Annotated in this window: 15 protein-coding genes and 1 tRNA gene; 5 read left to right on the forward strand and 11 right to left on the reverse strand. The window is 64.9% G+C overall.

All coding sequences use genetic code 11. From position 1 onward, the window contains the following. Both EPO55_RS03940 and EPO55_RS03945 read right to left on the reverse strand, forming a co-directional pair. Window positions 1-2,287 (reverse strand): AAA family ATPase (locus tag EPO55_RS03940; protein WP_296335127.1); only part of this gene is annotated, 2,287 nt, incomplete at its 3' end. Further along, a complete protein-coding gene (locus EPO55_RS03945) occupies window positions 2,280-2,534 on the reverse strand; it encodes a hypothetical protein (protein ID WP_296335129.1) in 255 nt (84 codons plus the stop codon). The genes EPO55_RS03940 and EPO55_RS03945, both read right to left, overlap by 8 nt. Before the next feature lie 265 nt (window positions 2,535-2,799). On the opposite strand from EPO55_RS03945, the gene EPO55_RS03950 reads away from it, so the two are divergent. Then, the gene (locus tag EPO55_RS03950; protein ID WP_296335130.1) at window positions 2,800-3,000 is read left to right on the forward strand and encodes a DUF433 domain-containing protein; all 201 of its coding nucleotides are present in this window, start codon (window positions 2,800-2,802) and stop codon (window positions 2,998-3,000) included. A 515-nt stretch (window positions 3,001-3,515) separates the two neighbouring features. Here EPO55_RS03950 and EPO55_RS03955 read toward each other — a convergent pair. From EPO55_RS03955 to EPO55_RS03965, 3 genes are read right to left on the reverse strand one after another with little or no spacing between them, the layout of a single operon-like run. Then, window positions 3,516-4,397, reverse strand: a complete 882-nt coding sequence (locus EPO55_RS03955; protein WP_296335131.1) for a DMT family transporter — start codon at window positions 4,395-4,397, stop codon at window positions 3,516-3,518. A 15-nt stretch (window positions 4,398-4,412) separates the two neighbouring features. Continuing rightward, window positions 4,413-4,844 (reverse strand): DUF4864 domain-containing protein, encoded by a 432-nt coding sequence (locus EPO55_RS03960; protein WP_296335132.1) that lies wholly within the window; start codon window positions 4,842-4,844, stop codon window positions 4,413-4,415. 4 nt (window positions 4,845-4,848) lie between these two features. After that, on the reverse strand, window positions 4,849-5,544 hold the full coding sequence (locus tag EPO55_RS03965) for a hypothetical protein (protein WP_296335134.1): 696 nt from the start codon (window positions 5,542-5,544) through the stop codon (window positions 4,849-4,851). A 318-nt stretch (window positions 5,545-5,862) separates the two neighbouring features. Between EPO55_RS03965 and EPO55_RS03970 the strand changes: the two genes are divergently transcribed. From EPO55_RS03970 to EPO55_RS03980, 3 genes are all read left to right on the forward strand, one after another. Continuing rightward, window positions 5,863-5,939: transfer RNA gene (locus EPO55_RS03970), tRNA-Arg, on the forward strand. A 16-nt stretch (window positions 5,940-5,955) separates the two neighbouring features. Continuing rightward, window positions 5,956-7,230 carry a GDSL-type esterase/lipase family protein gene (locus tag EPO55_RS03975; protein WP_296335135.1) on the forward strand — a complete coding sequence of 425 codons (1,275 nt, stop codon included), beginning with the start codon at window positions 5,956-5,958 and terminating at the stop codon, window positions 7,228-7,230. 26 nt (window positions 7,231-7,256) lie between these two features. Continuing rightward, the gene (locus EPO55_RS03980; RefSeq protein ID WP_296335136.1) at window positions 7,257-8,018 is read left to right on the forward strand and encodes an SDR family oxidoreductase; all 762 of its coding nucleotides are present in this window, start codon (window positions 7,257-7,259) and stop codon (window positions 8,016-8,018) included. Here EPO55_RS03980 and EPO55_RS03985 read toward each other — a convergent pair. Both EPO55_RS03985 and EPO55_RS03990 read right to left on the reverse strand, forming a co-directional pair. After that, a complete protein-coding gene (locus tag EPO55_RS03985) occupies window positions 8,015-8,887 on the reverse strand; it encodes a shikimate dehydrogenase (protein ID WP_296335138.1) in 873 nt (290 codons plus the stop codon). The two genes, EPO55_RS03980 and EPO55_RS03985, sit on opposite strands and share 4 nt — an antisense overlap. 70 nt (window positions 8,888-8,957) lie before the next feature. Then, on the reverse strand, window positions 8,958-9,440 hold the full coding sequence (locus EPO55_RS03990) for a peroxiredoxin (protein WP_296335139.1): 483 nt from the start codon (window positions 9,438-9,440) through the stop codon (window positions 8,958-8,960). Between the two features lie 143 nt (window positions 9,441-9,583). Between EPO55_RS03990 and EPO55_RS03995 the strand changes: the two genes are divergently transcribed. Continuing rightward, window positions 9,584-10,183, forward strand: a complete 600-nt coding sequence (locus tag EPO55_RS03995; protein WP_296335140.1) for a YqgE/AlgH family protein — start codon at window positions 9,584-9,586, stop codon at window positions 10,181-10,183. 203 nt (window positions 10,184-10,386) lie between these two features. Here EPO55_RS03995 and EPO55_RS04000 read toward each other — a convergent pair whose 3' ends face one another. From EPO55_RS04000 to EPO55_RS04015, 4 genes are all read right to left on the reverse strand, one after another. Continuing rightward, on the reverse strand, window positions 10,387-10,752 hold the full coding sequence (locus EPO55_RS04000; RefSeq protein WP_296335141.1) for a hypothetical protein: 366 nt from the start codon (window positions 10,750-10,752) through the stop codon (window positions 10,387-10,389). Between the two features lie 17 nt (window positions 10,753-10,769). Then, window positions 10,770-14,282, reverse strand: a complete 3,513-nt coding sequence (locus EPO55_RS04005) for an indolepyruvate ferredoxin oxidoreductase family protein (RefSeq protein ID WP_296335142.1) — start codon at window positions 14,280-14,282, stop codon at window positions 10,770-10,772. Between the two features lie 450 nt (window positions 14,283-14,732). Beyond that, a complete protein-coding gene (locus EPO55_RS04010; RefSeq protein ID WP_296335143.1) occupies window positions 14,733-15,101 on the reverse strand; it encodes a hypothetical protein in 369 nt (122 codons plus the stop codon). A gap of 343 nt (window positions 15,102-15,444) precedes the next feature. Beyond that, entirely contained in the window at window positions 15,445-15,930 is a 486-nt protein-coding gene (locus tag EPO55_RS04015) for a tetratricopeptide repeat protein (protein WP_296335144.1), read from the reverse strand. Window positions 15,931-15,976: the final 46 nt, after the last annotated feature.

Consider the following 15,976-nt stretch of genomic DNA (forward strand, 5'->3'; position numbering starts at 1 on the left):
CATCTTGGAAGTGGCTACCGAAGTTTTCGACCTCACCCTTTTGCAGCGTATCGAGAAAACGATTCTGTATGCCAGCAACAGGCTGTGGCGTGAGTTTCGCTTTGCCAAGGAAACTCGCCAGCGCTGAAGCCAGCTCGGCACGCTCATATGAGTATGCTCGCTCAAGCGGGCGGATACGGATATCGACGCCGAATTCCCGGCAGCGCGCCAATAGCCACTCCTCTTCGGCTTGGCGCATCTCGTTGGCTGCCGACTGGCCCTCGCCCCAACGACTCTCGATCATCTCGTCGCTCACCATGTCATTCCCAAGTCGTGGGCCGAATCCGGGAGCGAGTCCGATAATACGATTGAAGTTCCAATCTGCAGGCGAGAGCAAGTCCTTCAGATACAAGAAGAGCCGCTCATCGTGAGTGACAATGATAGTCTGGCAGTCAGCAAATTTTGCGGCAAGCATCTGCGCAAAGGTGCGACGGTGATCGGCGTCGTACGATGTCACGATGTCGTCGAGCACCACGAGCGGTGCGCCCTTGTTGAATTCGAGTATCGCCGCCAGTCGCAACGCCAGCGCTAGTGAATGGATCTGTGAGTCGCTGAGATAGCCGGAAGGTTGAACCCCCTCGCGGTTGGTGGCGAAATCGACCAATAGAAGAAGTCTCTGCTGATTGGCGTCGTCCTCGGCCGGAAGCTCCAGGCGTACCTTCGCGGCACCCTGCCCTTGGATTAGCGCATAAATGTCGTTCGTGGGTTGGCGAAGCCGATCCAGCAGAGATTGCACCTTTGCCCTGATTGCGCCAGAAATGACAGTAGCCTGCTGAGCGAGTCCTGACGACAACTTGCCGAGTTCGTCGAGCGTGCGCTGTGCCGTGGCGTGTTCCACTCTGAGTTTACGCAGTTCATCGGCCTTGGCTTTTGCCTTGCCGTAAGTGTGTTCACCTTGGCTCTTCTCAATGGCGTCGATCTTATCGTCAAGATCTTGGGTCAGGGCGGCAATTCCTGTCGTTGCCACCGTGGACTTTGGTGACGCGCCGCTACGCCAAACATCAACTTCGGTCCGATAAAGTGCCACCGTCGCCCTTAAACTCACTTGGTCTTCTCGTAGTAACGCCTGCAAGCTGTCGATAGCGGTCAGTAAGCGCCGGCGGGCATCGGCGGCGGCCTTTCCGGCGTCGCGTAGCAATTTGTTTGCCGCAGCATAAGCTGCAAGATCGGCAAGATGCTGGCTGATATGCTTGTCAATCTCAGCTGAGCTGCCGGCCGACGTCTTGTCTAGCGGAGTCGTACAGAGCGGGCAGACCTCCGGAATTTCTGCGCCAGCTTGGAAAAGTGGCGCCGCCGTACTCCACAGTTTCTCAAAGGCAGCGTCCTTTGCTTTCGCTCGCTCGACTTCTTCGAGCTCTACAGCAACAGTAAGCGCCGTCGCTGTCGCCTCGAAGGTTGGCACCGCACCAGTAGTATGTTCGCCAGCTTCGTCTTTGGTCTTGTCCCAAATCGCGGCAGCAGTTCTCCGCAGCAGGCGCAGCCCATCCAAACCGAGTTTGCCTTCCTCGTCCTTCGCTCGCTGAGTCAGCTCAAGGTAGCCAGTGTCACTGTCGTTCAGCGAACTCAGCTTTAGCGTTGCGTCGAGCGGTGCGATGGCAGTGTCGTTCACATAAGTAACGCAGGCCGCTTCGTCCCACGAAGTCACCTTTTTGTCAGTCAGGCGTGCGACTTGCAGGTCGACTTGCCGGAGATCGGACCCATCTTCCGACGCGACCTTCACCGCCGCTCGAACGGCTCTCAGGTTTTTCTGAACTTCGACCAGCGGCCCGAGTTGCAGCCAGGTCGCCACGTCGGTGTAGCGTTGTTCGGCAGTCCGCGACTCGACAAACGCGCGTAGCGAGTAACCTCGAATGATTGGATCCACGACGAAGCAGTCGCGCACACTCTTAGCGATGGCGGGAATAGGGCGCTTAGAGGTCGCAGCTTGCCGCGTACCTTCTTTGGCCACCGCCTTGCCCTGAGCAAAAGCGATGGTGACGCTCGGCTTTAGGCCGGCTGCTTCCGCCGCATTGTGCGCTAGAGCGACCGGGCCAGCCTGATTGTTGATCGTCCGCTGACCCAGGCGCTCAAGTGTGCCTTCGGCCGAGAAGACGAATTCCAGGGCATCCACGATGCTCGACTTTCCAGAACCGTTGGGACCGAACACGGCGAGGCATCGCTTGGTCACAAAGTTGAATTCCTTCGTAAGCAAGTAGGCACGAAACCCCGTCAGAACGAGGCGACGAAGGAGATAAGGCGCGTCAGGCATCGGGCGCCTCGCCATCCTTGGCTGGCGTGGCACGGTCCTTCGCAAGCTTCACGATCGACGAGACAGCCCGAGCACTTGCGTCCTTCGCGGGATTTCCGATTAAGAGTTCAGTGGCAAGGATTTTCGCGAGGTCCTTGTCGATGCCATCGCCACTTTGCAGCGTGGTCGCGAGAGTCGCTAGAAAATCCGCCGGGGATTCGGCGGCGTCCGGAGCCGCAGATGCGGGCACTTGGTCGTGATCAACCATGATCTTGCTTTCAGTGGTATGCGCTATCGGCGACGCCCGAACCTAACGACGGTCGACCAACGGAGAGGCTTACTCGCGCGGCCTCGATACGAAATTTACCACGGCCCCCCGACTATGAAAGGGCCGAAAGGCCCCCTGTATTTCCGAGGCCCGGAGCTGCTTACGTTCCCTCTCGGCGTCCGGCTGGGAGCATCATCACAACGGCACTATGCTGCCCCGATCCGGGCATCTGCTATTCTTGAGACGGCCAGAAGGGATGAATGCCGTGAACCACGACCGCATCGTTCTCGATCCGGCGATCCTTGCCGGCAAGCCGGTGATCCGCGGGACTCGCCTGTCGGTCGAGTTCATCATCGGCCTTCTCGCCGATGGCTGGAGCGAAGCCGCGATCGTCGAGAACTATTCCGGCATGGCTCATGACGACGTGCTGGCGTGCCGCCGTCAGGCGACCACCCGCAAGGAATAGACTTCTGCGCCGGGGTCTGCTGGCAAACTGCTGGCATTTTTGATTAAGACAAACTTGCAAGTTCAGCAGGTTTTGGGCTATATTTCCGATATCGTCACGCGAGGTCTGTCCGAGAGATCGAGCGTCGGCGCCGATCCAAAATTTAACCATGCCCCGCCCGGCGCGCCCGCCGGGTCAATGCGTTCGAGGCGTAGCGGCCGTCCCGCGGTCTTGCCCAGGATCGGGTACTGAGCCGTGAGTAGAGTAGCGAGGGATCTTCAGGGCCATGAGCAAAGGTCCCTCGCTACGCTCCAGGGCAGGGATTACCCCGCCCGCGATGACAGGGGTGCCTGATTTTCCCGAACAACTCCGAGAATCGGGCCTGTGGCCGATGGGCATCGGCACTGTGCCGGGAGGTCGAGGCAAGCCGTTGATTCCGTCGGGTATTTCGGGCTTCGCGGCACACGCAACGGAACACCTGGCGCGATTTCGCGGGACACTTCGTGTGCCGATGCTGCCCCGAAAGCGCGGGCTTCTCAGCCCCGCCGGCCGGGCACCAGCGCCAGCCAGAGCGAGATCACCGTCGAGGCGATGGCGGCGGCCTGCAGCCAGGAGAGCGGCTCGTGCAGGATCACGATGCCGCTCACGATCGCCACGATCGGGATGGCGATCGAGGAGAGGGCGGCGACCTGGGCGGGCAGCAGCTTGACCAGGGCGAACCAGGTGGCGGTACCCAGCGCCATCGGGATGGCGCCGGTGTAGAGCGTGGCGGTGAGCGCCTTGGCCGAGGGCCAGTGGGTCGGCAGGCCGTCGATCAGGAGCGCGCCCAGCGCGATCGGCGGCAGGCAGAGGATGACCTGCCAGAAGGTGAGCGAGAGCCCCATGCCGGGCCAGCTCGTGCGCTTCACGATGAAGGTGCCGACGGCCCAGCAGAAGCCCGCGAGCAGGCCCCAGAACAGGCCCCACGGCGCCTGGGCATAGTCGCGGAAGTTGGGCGCCATCAGCGCCACCACGGCCGCCGCGCCGATGGCGATCGCGGCCAGCAGGCGGGGCGTCAGGCGCTGGCCGAACACCACGAAGCCCAGCAACGCCACCCAGAGCGGCATGGTGTAGGCCAGCACCGAGGCGTGGCCCGAGGGGATGTAGAGGACGGCGAGCGAGGTGGCGATGTTCCAGATGCCGACGTTCATGGCCGAGGCCGCGATCAGGGCGGGCCACTTGCCCTTGGGAACGGCGAAGCTCTCGCCGCGGATCACCAGGATCGCCGTCAGCACGAGCACGGCGGTGCCGACGACGATGGTGCGGAAGGTCCAGACCGGCAGCTCGTCGAGGGCGATGCGGAACAGCGGCCAGTTGGTGCCCCACACCAGGGTGAGGGCGCCCAGCAGCGCCAGCACCTTGGGCGAAACGCGGTTCATGATGGACGCGGGCGATCAGGCCTGGTGTTCGTCCGGCGCCAGCAGGTAACAGCCGTTGATGCGCCAGCTGCCGTCGGGCAGCCGCGTCATGGGATAGACGGCGGTGACGGGCTTGCCGTCGGGACCGACGACATGGACCTTCTGGGCGATCTCGCCGTGCATCTCGACGATCTCGCGGAAGTCGAAGGTCTGCGGCCGGTACACCGGCCTATAACCTTGGCGGACCATCTCCATGAAGACGTTGGCCTCGCCGAACATGCCCTGGATCATCGGCGAGGCGTAGCCGAAGGCGGCGTCGCCATCGTCGCGGCGGAAAGCCTCGACCTGGCCCTGGATGACGTCGCGGATCGCCACCCGGTCGGCGGCCGAGACGGCAGGTTGCTGCGCCAGTGCCGTGCCGGCGAGGCCTGCGATCAGGGCGAGGAGGGCAAGAAGACGAAAGGTCATGCTGCTACTGCAGCGGGACGGGCCGCCGCTGGGTGACGGTGGCGCCGCGCTGGGCGCCGGGCGGGCTGCCGAGGCGGCCGAGGTTCACGCCGTAGGAGAGGGCGGCCAGGTTGGTGCGCTCGCGGGCGAGAAAGCCGTTCTCGCGGCCGATCTGGGCGTTGAGGTCGCCGATCAGGCGGTCGATCTGCTGCATCGAGCGCGTGGTCTCGCTCTCGATCGCGCGCAGGTTGCGGTGGTCCTCGTCGACCGCGCCGCCGACGGCGAAGGTCGCGCGGATGTTTTCGAGCAGATAGCCCGCGACCGAGGCCTGGGTCGTCACCTGGCTGGCCAGCGAATTCAGTTGGCCGACGCCCAGGGTGGCGTCGTCGAGCTTGGCTTGCGCGGCGTTCCACTGGCTCACCAGCTCGGGATTGCCCGGCGTCGTGCCGGTCTGCAGGCGCGATGTGATGCCGTTCACGAGGCTGCTGTAGGCGGCGGAGTCGCTCGAAAGCCGGCTGCGCGTCGCGTTGAGCTGCGCCTGCTGCTGCGAGATGCCGTTGGCGAGCGCCGCCTGATCGGAGCGCAGCTGCTGGATGCGCTGCTTAACGGTCTGCGTGCCGGTCTGGCTGATGGCCGGGTTCGAAGAGGGCGGGCTGACGGAAGGCGCAAAAGGGCCTCCTTCGTTGCACCCGCTCAAAACGACCGCCGCCAAGAGAAGCACGGATCGTTGGACTCTTAGCGCCATCGTTGGCCTCGAAACTGCCCTGGCATCATCAATTGGGCGCCTCCGCATCGGCCACCCATAAAGCAGGGCAGCTCGATTCAGGGCACCAGCCCCCAAATCCAGATGCCTGTGATGCTACTTGAAAGCAAGTGAAACCGACAAGCGGCGATTTCTTAGGCATCAGAGGCACTTGGCTCATATTGTGCACTCTTTTATGGTCCTTCTTGCAAGCCCTCGACGGCTTGCAACACGGGGACAGTTTCATTAGGGTGCGCGCCTTCTTGCCGGATGCCTCCTGGGAGGCGTTCCGGCCGTGCGCCCGTAGCTCAACTGGATAGAGCATCTGACTACGAATCAGAAGGCTAGGAGTTCGAATCTCTTCGGGCGCGCCATTTCTTCCCGGTCTCCATGTTCAAGCCGATCCTCGCTTATGCCGGCCTCCGCCGGCCCTACCGGTTCGAGCGGGCGATCCCGGCACTACTTGCGTTGCTTCTGTTGTTTGTTGTCGCCGTCTCGGCCGCATGGCTCGCTGCGGCTGACGAACTGACCGCCGGCGGCCCCCGGGCCGTCTACTTCCTCTATCTCCTGGCGCTCCTGATCCTCGCGATCGCGCTTGTCCGCTGGCCGCGGCTGGCGGCGGCGCTGCTGATCCTGGCTCTGGTCGACCTGTCGTGGGGCGTGGGCTCGCATGTCCTGCAACGCGCCGGGTATGCCGATGCGTCGCTGCTGCCGCCGGACGTCGCCGAGCCGGAACGATTCCAATGGCATGCGCTCCTGCAGGCCGTGCCCATCCCGTCGCTCAGGATTACCAGCCCGACCGGGCTCGCGATCAGCCACACGGCCGAGGGCACGCGCGGCCGCGATCCCGCGCCGCACTCGCTCGACAGGCGGACGGTCGTGGCGACGTTCGGCGGCTCGACGACCTACGACATCGGGGCGGGCGAGGGCGACACCTGGAGCGATCGGCTGGGCGAGGCGCTCGGCTCGGACCGCACCTTTGTCGTGAACCACGGCGTGCCGGGCTACACGACCGCCGAGCACCTGATCCAGACGACGTTTTACCAGGTCAAGTTCGGCAAGCTGCCGCGCTGCGCCATCTACTATGTCGGCTGGAACGACTTGCGTAATGCCCACATCCCCCATCTCGATCCCGCCTATGCCGACTTCCATCTGCCGAGCCAGGTCGACTCCCTCAAGGTCCGCCGGATCGGCGGCTCGCATGTCACGATCTCGCCGCTGCTGACCATGCTGGCGCGTTTCGCGAGCGCGAACATCGACACGGTGCGTTACTTCGCCGATCCCTACGGCCGCGAACCGGTGAGCGGCGGCGATCCCGCCCTGGAGGCGCTGTATCAGCGCAACATCCGGTCGATATCGGCCATCAACCGCGAGCGCGGCGTCGCCACGATCTGGGTCGGGCAGCTGGTTAATCGCGAGCGACTGCAGGGCGACGGCCAGTATGGCTGGCTGCCGCTGGTGCGCGACCGCGACATCTGGCCGTTGCTGCAGCGCTTCAACGCGATCCTCGAACGGACGGCGAAGGCCCTGGGCGACACCTATGTTGCCGTATCGCTCGATCCGTTCACCGGCGCCGACTTCGTCGACCAAGGCCACTTCTCGGCCCGCGGCTCGCGCCGGTTCGCCGAGTACCTGGCGCCCGCCGTGCGCGAGGCTTGCCGCTAGCCGCGCGGGACTTTACTGCTTCGACCATGCCTTCCATCCAGCGAGTCATCCTGATCACCGGCGCTTCCTCCGGCATCGGCGCCGCGACGGCCCGCGCGCTTGCCGCGCCGAATGCCGCCGTCGTGCTGCATGCCCGGAAAAACCGCGCGGGGGCCGAGGAAGTCGCCGATTTCGTGCGCGGCACCGGCGCCGAAACCTTGATCCTAGAAGGCGACCTCGCCGAGCCGGGCGCCGCCGGGCGTCTGGTCGACGAGACCGCGGGCAAGTTCGGCCGGCTCGATGTCGTGGTGAGCAATGCAGGCTTCGCCGACCGCCGGGCGATCGGCGAGATCGACCGTGCCGGCTGGGATGCCAGCCTCGCGGCCATGACATCGGCCTTCTTCGATCTCGCGACTGCGGCCAAGCCGTGGCTGGTGAAGGCGGGAACCACTGGGCGGATGGTCGGCGTGTCGTCGTTCGTGGCGCACGCCTTTGCCCGCGGCCTGCCGAGCTTTCCCGTTTCCGCCGCGGCCAAGGCCGGCGTCGAGGCGCTGGCCCGCGCCTTCGCCGTCGAGATCGCGCCCTCGGGCGGCACCGTCAATTGCGTGGCCCCGGGACTGATCGAAAAGGATGCCGGCGCCCACGTCGCTTTGTCGCTCGCCCGCATACAGGAAATGAGCGCCCTCGTGCCGATGGGCCGCTATGGCAAGACGGCCGAGGTGGCGGCTGCGATCGCCTTCCTCTGTTCGCCGGCGGCGAGCTACATCACCGGCCAGACCCTCCATGTGAACGGCGGCGTGACGCTCTAGGTGCCGATCGAGCGAACCAGCGCCACGATATCGATGCCCTTGGCGTCGATGCCGAACCATTCGAGGTAGAGCGGGATCTGGTTGTCGAGCATGTGTCGGCCGTGATGGATTCTCCGGCCGTGGGCGCGGGCGCGCTGCAGCAGGGGCGTCTCGACCGGGCTCATGATGACATCGGCCACCAGCGTGGCGGGATCGAGGGTGACCGGGTCGAATGACAGCGGATCGTTGGGGCGGAGCCCGAGCGGCGTGGCATTGATGGCTATGTGGACGCCCTTGGGCGGTGTCGCCACTTCCGCCACCGGCACGTCGGGATAGTGCCGCAGCAAGCGATCGATCGCGGTTTCTGCGCGCTCGGCGTCGATCTCGGTGACGAGCAATCGTCCGACGCCGGCCTCGCAGAGGGCCGCCGCGATGGCCCCGCCAGCACCGCCCAGACCGACCAGCCAGACGCTGGCACCGCGCACGCGATGGCCTTGCGCCGCAAGCCCACGCACGAAGCCGGTGCCATCGACAATGTCACCGGCCAAGGTGCCATCGGGTTCGCGTCGCACCAGGTTGACGCTGCCCGAGGCCTCGGCGCGCCGCGTCGTGCGGCCGAGCAGCGGCAGGATGCCGGTCTTGTGCGGGATGGTGACCGTGAAGCCGCCGAGATTGCGCATCTTGGCGAGCGCATCGAGCATCACCGGCAGCAGATCGGCGCCGCCCTCGAACGGCAGCCAGACCGCGTTGGCGCCGACCGCGGCAAACACCTGGGGCATGATCCCGGTCATGCGCAGCTGGCGGATGGGATCGCCGATCGTGCCGTAGAGGCGCGTGGCGCCGTTGACTGGAAAGAGGCCGGTGAAGACGGGTGGTTCTGCCGAGGTCATGGTGCCTCAAAAAGAAAGCGGCGGGACTTAGCGTCCCGCCGCCGATTTTGGCCGCGCCGGAGGCGCTGCGCTAGAGATGCTTCAGCACGTATTCTGCCGCGGACACCTCGAAGGCGCCGGGCTTTTCGACGAACAGATGCTTGATGACGCCGCTGTCCACGACCATGGCATAGCGCTGGCTGCGCGTGCCGAGACCGAACTTCGAGCCATCCATGGTGAGGCCCATGGCGGTGGTGAACTCGGCGTTGCCGTCACCCAGCATCATGACCGCATCGCCGGCCTTCTGGTCCTTGCCCCAGGCACCCATCACGAACGCGTCATTCACGGAAATGCAGGCAATGGTGTCGACACCCTTAGCCTTCAGAGCAGCTGCTTCGGCCACGAACCCGGGCACGTGCTTTGCTGAACAAGTGGGGGTGAATGCCCCCGGCAGCGCGAAGGCAACGACCTTCTTGCCGGGCGCAAAAATCTCTTCGGTGGTGACCGCTTTGGGTCCTTCCGGCCCCATCGTGCGCAACGTGGCGCTCGGCACCTTGTCGCCAACTTTCGCCATTCTTCCGCTCCTTCAAATGCCGCCCGAAACGGCGGTTTTACGACCGGCGGACCCTAGGCCGGGCCCTTTGCTTTGTCCATTGCACGCCCCCTACCTTGACCTTTGACCGGACAATCCCCATGGATTTGAGGGATCATCTCATCATGCCCGGATCCAGTTCCCCCGCGGCCTCGTTGGTCGGCCGCTTCCTGGTTGCCGCGCCGTCCATGCCGGACGAGCGCTTCCGCAAGAGCGTGGTCTTTGTCTGCAAGCACGACGACGACGGCGCGCTCGGCATCATCGTCAACAACAGCGTCGACGATCTGCCGCTCGGTCAGGTCTACAAGCAGCTCGGCATCGATGTGCCGAAAGCGGAGGCCGACCGGCCGGTCCTGTTCGGCGGGCCGGTCGAGACGTCGCGCGGCCTGGTGCTGCATTCAGCCGACTACAAGCGCGACGAGACGCTACTGATCGATGGCGGCATGGCACTGACGGCGTCGCTGGAGATTCTCAAGGACATGGCGGGCGGCAGCGGACCTCAAAAAGCATGGTTGGCGTTGGGGCATTCCGGCTGGGCGCCGGGCCAGCTCGACCGCGAGATGCAGGACAACGCCTGGCTGGTGGTCGATGGCGACGCCGAATTGGTGTTCGACACCGATTTTGCCGCCAAGTGGCAGCGCGCGCTCGAGCGCCTGGGCGGCAAGGGCGGTCCTGGCGGGAAGTTCGATCTGGCATCCTTCTCGCATCAGACCGGCCGCGCCTGAAAGGTGCGGCAGATGTGCGATTTACGACTCCTGATTGCGCTTACAATCCCCAGGCGAATTGGCTTATAGGCGATTTACGCCCCGGCGAACCTCCCTTCTCCAGGGGCGCGCGTACCCGGGACGCCTTCGCTTCCTCCCCAACCCCATTCGGAAGCGCGGGCGTCCCGAACTTTATTTCTGAAACCGAGTCCCCGACGCTGGGACTATGGCGGCGTGACTTTACCGCTCAGCTCTCCGGTGCTCTTGAGGCGAATCAGGAAGATCTTGCCGTCGGGTACGACGCTGTAGCATTCCTCTCGGCCGCTGCGGGACTTCTTCCAGGTGGTGCAGTAGCCGTCGTCGGTGAGGCGCCATTTCCCGCTGTCGGAAAACGCCCCTGATATCGACGCTGCGCCATCGGCGGCGAACACGAGCGCAACCTTTACCCCTTTGGCGGTTTCGGCATCGAGCGTCTTGCCGATCCAGGACTTGAATATTTCGCCGCCACCCGGTGATTGAGCGGCCGCCGGGATCGCGGCGGCGGCAAGCAACAAGAACACCGGCAAAGCCAATCGACTGGACCAGATCACTTCAGTCTACTCCTACGTTACTCTGCGGCCTGCTTCGCCGTCGCCGGCGCGCGATAGGCGGCGAGCAGCGACGTCTCGCGCTCCTTGGCGGTCTTCACGTTCTTCTCCTTGACGTGGCCGAAGCCGCGCATGGTTTCCGGCAACGCCGCGATCTGCAGCGCCATCGCATGGTTGTTCTGGTCCAGCGTGGCGAGCAGGGTCTCGACGGTGGTCTCGTACTCGCCGATCAGCCGGCGTTCCATGCGGCGCTCGGCGGTATAGCCAAAGAGGTCGAGCTTGCCGCCCCGCAGGTGCTTCATCGAGGCGAGCAGCCGGAACAGGGGCATCACCCAGGCGCCATACTCGCGCTTCTTGAGTTCTCCCGTCGTCGGGTCGCGATCGGCGAACAACGGTGGCGCGAGATGGAAGGTGAGCTTGTAGTCGCCCTCGAACTGGGCGCCCAGCTTCTTCAGGAAGTCGCCGTCGCTGTAGAGGCGGCCGACTTCGTACTCATCCTTGTAGGCCATCAGCTTGTAGAGAGATTTGGCGACCGCCTCGGCGAGCCCGCTGCGGCCGCGCGCCCTGTCCTTCTCCGCCGTGGCTACCTTGTCGACGAAGGCCCGGTAGCGCTCGGCATAGGCCTTGTCCTGGTAGGCGGTCAGTAGCTCGACCCGCTTGGCCACGATGTCGGACAGCGTCCGTGCCACCTGCTTCTCGACCCGCAGCGTCGGCTTGGCGGCGGCCTGCACGGCGGCGAGGTTGTGGGCAGCAAGCCGGCCCCAGTCGAAGGTGCGCTTGCTCGACTCGACGGCCACGCCGTTCAGTTCGATGGCGCGCATCAGAGCTTCGAGCGACAGCGGCACAAGGCCCTTCTGCCAGGCATAACCCAGCATGAAGAGGTTGGTGGCGATCGAATCGCCCAGGATCGCGGTGGCGAGGCCGGTGCCGTCGACGAAGGTCGCGGCCTCCTCGCCCGCGGCGTCGCGGATCGACTTCATCATCGACTCGGCGCCGAGATCCATGTCGCCGTTCAGCACGAACGCCGCAACCGGCTGCATGTAGCCATTGATGACCGCCTTGGTAACGCCCTGCTCGATGCGCGACAGCGCCGCCGGCGCAGCGGCCACGACCATGTCGCAACCCAGGATGAGATTGGCGCCGCCGGCTGCGATACGCACCGCATGCAGGTCTTCGGGCTTGGGTGCCAGCCGGACGTGGCTCATCACCGCGCCGTTCTTCTGGGCGAGACCGGTGAAGTCGAGCACCGTGCAGCCCTTGCCCTCGAGATGGGCGGCCATGCCGATCAGCGCACCGACAGTGATCACGCCGGTACCGCCGATGCCGGTGACGAGGATGCCGTAGGCCTCGCTCATCGGCCGGATGGTCGGTATCGGCAGCGAGGCGAAGGGGTCGTCCTGCACGACTTTCAGCTGCGGGCGCCTGGCCTTGCGGACGCCGCCGCCATGCACCGACACGAAGCTCGGGCAGAAGCCGTTGATGCAGGAGAAGTCCTTGTTGCAGTTGCTCTGGTCGATCTGGCGCTTGCGGCCGAGTTCGGTCTCGAGCGGCTTCACCGATACGCAATTGCTCTTCTCCGAGCAGTCGCCGCAGCCCTCGCACACCGAGTCGTTGATGAACACGCGCTTGGCGGGATCGGGGAAGGTTCCGCGCTTGCGACGGCGGCGTTTCTCGGCGGCGCAGGTCTGGTCATAGACCAGGACGGTGAGGCCCGGGATGTCGCGCAGCTCGCGCTGCACGGCGTCGAGGTCGTCGCGATGACGGACCGTCACGCCCTCGGCGAAGCCGGGGTTCATGCCGTACTTGTCGGGCTCGTCGGTCACCACGACGACACGCCGGGCGCCTTCGGCGGCGACCTGCTTGGTAATCTCCGGCACGTTCAGCGGCCCGTCGTGCGGCTGGCCGCCGGTCATGGCGACGGCATCGTTGAACAGGATCTTGTACGTGATGTTGACGCCGGCGGCGGCGGCCTGGCGAATCGCCATCAGGCCGGAGTGGTAGTAGGTGCCGTCGCCGAGATTCTGGAAGATGTGCTTGTCCGACGTGAACGGCGCCTGGCCGATCCAGGCCACGCCTTCGCCGCCCATGTGGCTGATCAGCGCCGTCCGCCGCTCGGGCATCCAGATCGCCATGCCGTGGCAGCCGATGCCGGCCATGGCGCGGCTGCCTTCCGGCACCTTGGTCGAGGTGTTGTGCGGGCAGCCGGAGCAGAAGAACGGCGTGCGCGCCACTTTTGGCGGTGGCGCGTTCAGGAGCTTTTCCTTGGCTTCGAGGCGCGCGAGGCGCTGGTTCAGCTCCGGCGATTCGCCGCCGTGCTTCATCAGGCGGCCGGCGATCACCATGGCGACGCCAGTCGGCGACAGCTCGCCCTCGCTCGGGAAGATGATGCGGCCGCTCTCGTCGGTCTTGCCGATGACCAGCGGACGCTCGCTGGCCGGAAGGTTGTAGAGCAGGCGAACGAGCTGATCTTCCAGGTTGGAACGCTTCTCCTCGACGACGATCACCTCCTCGAGGCCATGGGCGAAGCGCTTGGCGCCTTCGGGTTCCAGCGGCCAGGTGACGCCCACCTTGTAGAGGCGGATGCCGAGCGCCCTGGCACGCTCGTCGCTGATGCCGAGGTCCTCCAGCGCCTGGCGCGTGTCGAGATAGGCCTTGCCGGTGGTCATGATGCCGATGCGCGCGCGCGGTGGATCGATCACCGTCTTGTCGAAACCGTTGGCGCGCACGAAGGCCTTCACGGCGTCCATCTTGGGACCATGCAGGCGCCGCTCCGCCTCGAGCGGCGGATCGGGATTGCGGATGCCAAGCCCGCCCGGCGGCAGCTGGAAATCGGTCGGCAGCGCGATCTTGATGCGCTCCGGATCGACCCATACCGAGGCGCCCGACTCGACGGTCTCCGAGATCGCCTTGAAGCCGACCCAACAGCCCGAATAGCGCGACAGGGCAAAGCCCAGGATGCCGAAGTCGAGATACTCCTGGACGTTGGCCGGATTGACGACCGGGATCATCGCCGCGGCAAAGACCTGCTCGCTCTGATGCGGCAGGGTCGAGGACTGGCAGCCATGATCGTCACCCGCCAGCGCGATCACTCCGCCGTGCGGCGAGGTGCCGGCGGCATTGCCGTGCTTCAGCACGTCCATCGAGCGGTCGACGCCAGGTCCCTTGCCGTACCAGATCGAGAACACGCCATCGACGGTGGCGCCGGGGAAGAGGTTGACCTGCTGACTGCCCCACACGGACGTCGCCGCGAGGTCCTCGTTGAGGCCCGGCTGGAAGTGGATGTTGTTTTCCTTGAGGTAGCGCTTGGCCGTCCAAAGCGCGTTGTCGTACATGCCGAGCGGCGAGCCGCGATAGCCCGAGATGAAGCCGCCGGTGTTGAGGCCCGCCGCGAGGTCGCGCTGACGCTGCATCATCGGCAGACGCACCAGGGCCTGGATGCCGGTGAGATAGACGCGGCCCTTGTCGAGCCGGTAGCGATCCTCGAGGGCGTAGTCGCCGAAAACGAGCGGAACGGGAGTGACGGCGGTGCTCATCGCGGAAGGCCCTCCGATAGCGGCGGCGTAAACGGGCGTTTATCCGCCGGCAGCATAGCGGGCCGGGCCGTCGGCGGGAAAGCCCGTGAAGGCCTTCTGCCGCTGCAAATTTCGCTGCAAGAGCGGCTTCCGTCTAGGTAGACCGTAGCCAACGTTGGCGGAGTAGTCGGCGCGTTCGTATGGGGCGCGGCGCGGGAGGAGTTGCCCGGCAGTGTCCCATAGAACATCGATGGAGCCATGTGACGGCCTTGCGCAGCAATGCTTTGGAAGGCTTCTCTGGCTGTCCGGGTGGTTCGATGACGAGGTCCATGCCGTCAATACCATGACCGGCGCCGTGCGGGCCGTCCGCGGCGGCAGGGAACCGCATAGCCTCACTGTCTGGCCGCAGCCCGGCCCATACCTGCTTGGGCACACGGGACACCTACGGTAACGGCACTGAAAGAAAGATTGCTATGCCGTCGGCTCCGACGCCGGGCAGGACAAGGCCGTTTCTTCGATGTACAGGACCTTGCCGTGCCGCGAGATGGCGAACGATCGCGCGAGGCCATTGTCGAGCGTGACCGTGACGGTGCCGTCGCCGATCGTGTACGCCCCGCTACTCTCCCATAGCCCGACGTAGGCGTAGCTCCCGTCGAGCCCGAAAGTGAAGGTGGCGCCCATTCTGGTGGTGCAGGCCTTCCCTCTGAGGGCCCGGTTGATCTCGTCGGCGTTGGCCGCCACGGCCGGAGCGTCGGCCAGTGGCTGCACGACGGAGAGAACGGTGAGAACGAAGATCATCGCGGTTAGGCCGGCGGCGCCGGCAAGCGTTGCCCTTCTCATGACAGCCTCCTCTCATCCGGCTGGGGCTCGCTGACGGTCAAGCATCAACAAAGCGACAACCGGGTGCGCTCAGCGCATCGAGGCGATCTCCGGGAAAGACTCGGCTACCACCACACGGGCGGTCACACAGATCAAATCACACCACACAAGGTCCACGACCACCGCCCGTTTTGGAGTCCGTTTGGAGCCCCTTGGGATCGTCGTGCACTGCTGTAAATATAAGATTCCCGCTCGAAAGGTTCAATGAACTTGGCGCAGGATGCAGGTGGTGCTGGCACAGGTTCCTCAGCAGCGAACCGCGTTCCGATGACATCTGACCGGAACATGCTCCTGCCGCGCGATGTCAGTTCGTGGGCTTCCTGCCGGCCTTGTAGTTGGCGACCGCCGCCTTGAGCATGCGGTACTCGGCGCAGCCAAATACGCAGAGGGAGTCGAGACGAGCCAGATGCTGCTCGGCCTGCGCCGGCTGGTCGAGCATCAGATAGGCTTCGCCAATGTACTCGTGCGCCCCGAGATGCCGGGCATCAATGGCGAGCGCCTGCTGGTAGTATTGCAGTGAGCCGTTGGGATTGCCGGACTTGCGCGTGGCAAAGCCCATCATGTTGTAGGCGTCGGCATTCTTCGGGTCCCTGGCCACCACCTGTTGCAGGAGGGGCAGCGCGTTGGCGTAGTCCCGGCCTTCGATCATCGCCTTGGCGCGCGTGTAGTTGGGATCGGCAGGCTTGGCCGCGGGCTGATCTGCGCCACCGCCGCCGCCGCCTGCGGCGAAAGCACTGGCCGCGAGGCCGAAGCTGAGAGCGGCGATGATGGCAACTAGGGTCGAGCGCATGGTCTACCTCCTGCTTCGGTGGATTCTTGCTCTGCGGCTGGCCGGG

Origin of the sequence: Reyranella sp. (assembly GCF_004296935.1) — a bacterium.
GTDB lineage: Bacteria > Pseudomonadota > Alphaproteobacteria > Reyranellales > Reyranellaceae > Reyranella.

What these genes read in the sequence shown, in the direction of transcription:
- EPO55_RS03945 (WP_296335129.1), bottom strand. Translation starts at nt 2,534, where the DNA reads ATGGTTGATCACGACCAAGTGCCCGCATCTGCGGCTCCGGACGCCGCC.
- EPO55_RS03955 (WP_296335131.1), bottom strand. Translation starts at nt 4,397, where the DNA reads ATGAACCGCGTTTCGCCCAAGGTGCTGGCGCTGCTGGGCGCCCTCACC.
- EPO55_RS03960 (WP_296335132.1), bottom strand. Translation starts at nt 4,844, where the DNA reads ATGACCTTTCGTCTTCTTGCCCTCCTCGCCCTGATCGCAGGCCTCGCC.
- EPO55_RS03975 (WP_296335135.1), top strand. Translation starts at nt 5,956, where the DNA reads ATGTTCAAGCCGATCCTCGCTTATGCCGGCCTCCGCCGGCCCTACCGG.
- EPO55_RS03980 (WP_296335136.1), top strand. Translation starts at nt 7,257, where the DNA reads ATGCCTTCCATCCAGCGAGTCATCCTGATCACCGGCGCTTCCTCCGGC.
- EPO55_RS03985 (WP_296335138.1), bottom strand. Translation starts at nt 8,887, where the DNA reads ATGACCTCGGCAGAACCACCCGTCTTCACCGGCCTCTTTCCAGTCAAC.
- EPO55_RS03990 (WP_296335139.1), bottom strand. Translation starts at nt 9,440, where the DNA reads ATGGCGAAAGTTGGCGACAAGGTGCCGAGCGCCACGTTGCGCACGATG.
- EPO55_RS03995 (WP_296335140.1), top strand. Translation starts at nt 9,584, where the DNA reads ATGCCCGGATCCAGTTCCCCCGCGGCCTCGTTGGTCGGCCGCTTCCTG.
- EPO55_RS04005 (WP_296335142.1), bottom strand. Translation starts at nt 14,282, where the DNA reads ATGAGCACCGCCGTCACTCCCGTTCCGCTCGTTTTCGGCGACTACGCC.
- EPO55_RS04010 (WP_296335143.1), bottom strand. Translation starts at nt 15,101, where the DNA reads ATGAGAAGGGCAACGCTTGCCGGCGCCGCCGGCCTAACCGCGATGATC.
- EPO55_RS04015 (WP_296335144.1), bottom strand. Translation starts at nt 15,930, where the DNA reads ATGCGCTCGACCCTAGTTGCCATCATCGCCGCTCTCAGCTTCGGCCTC.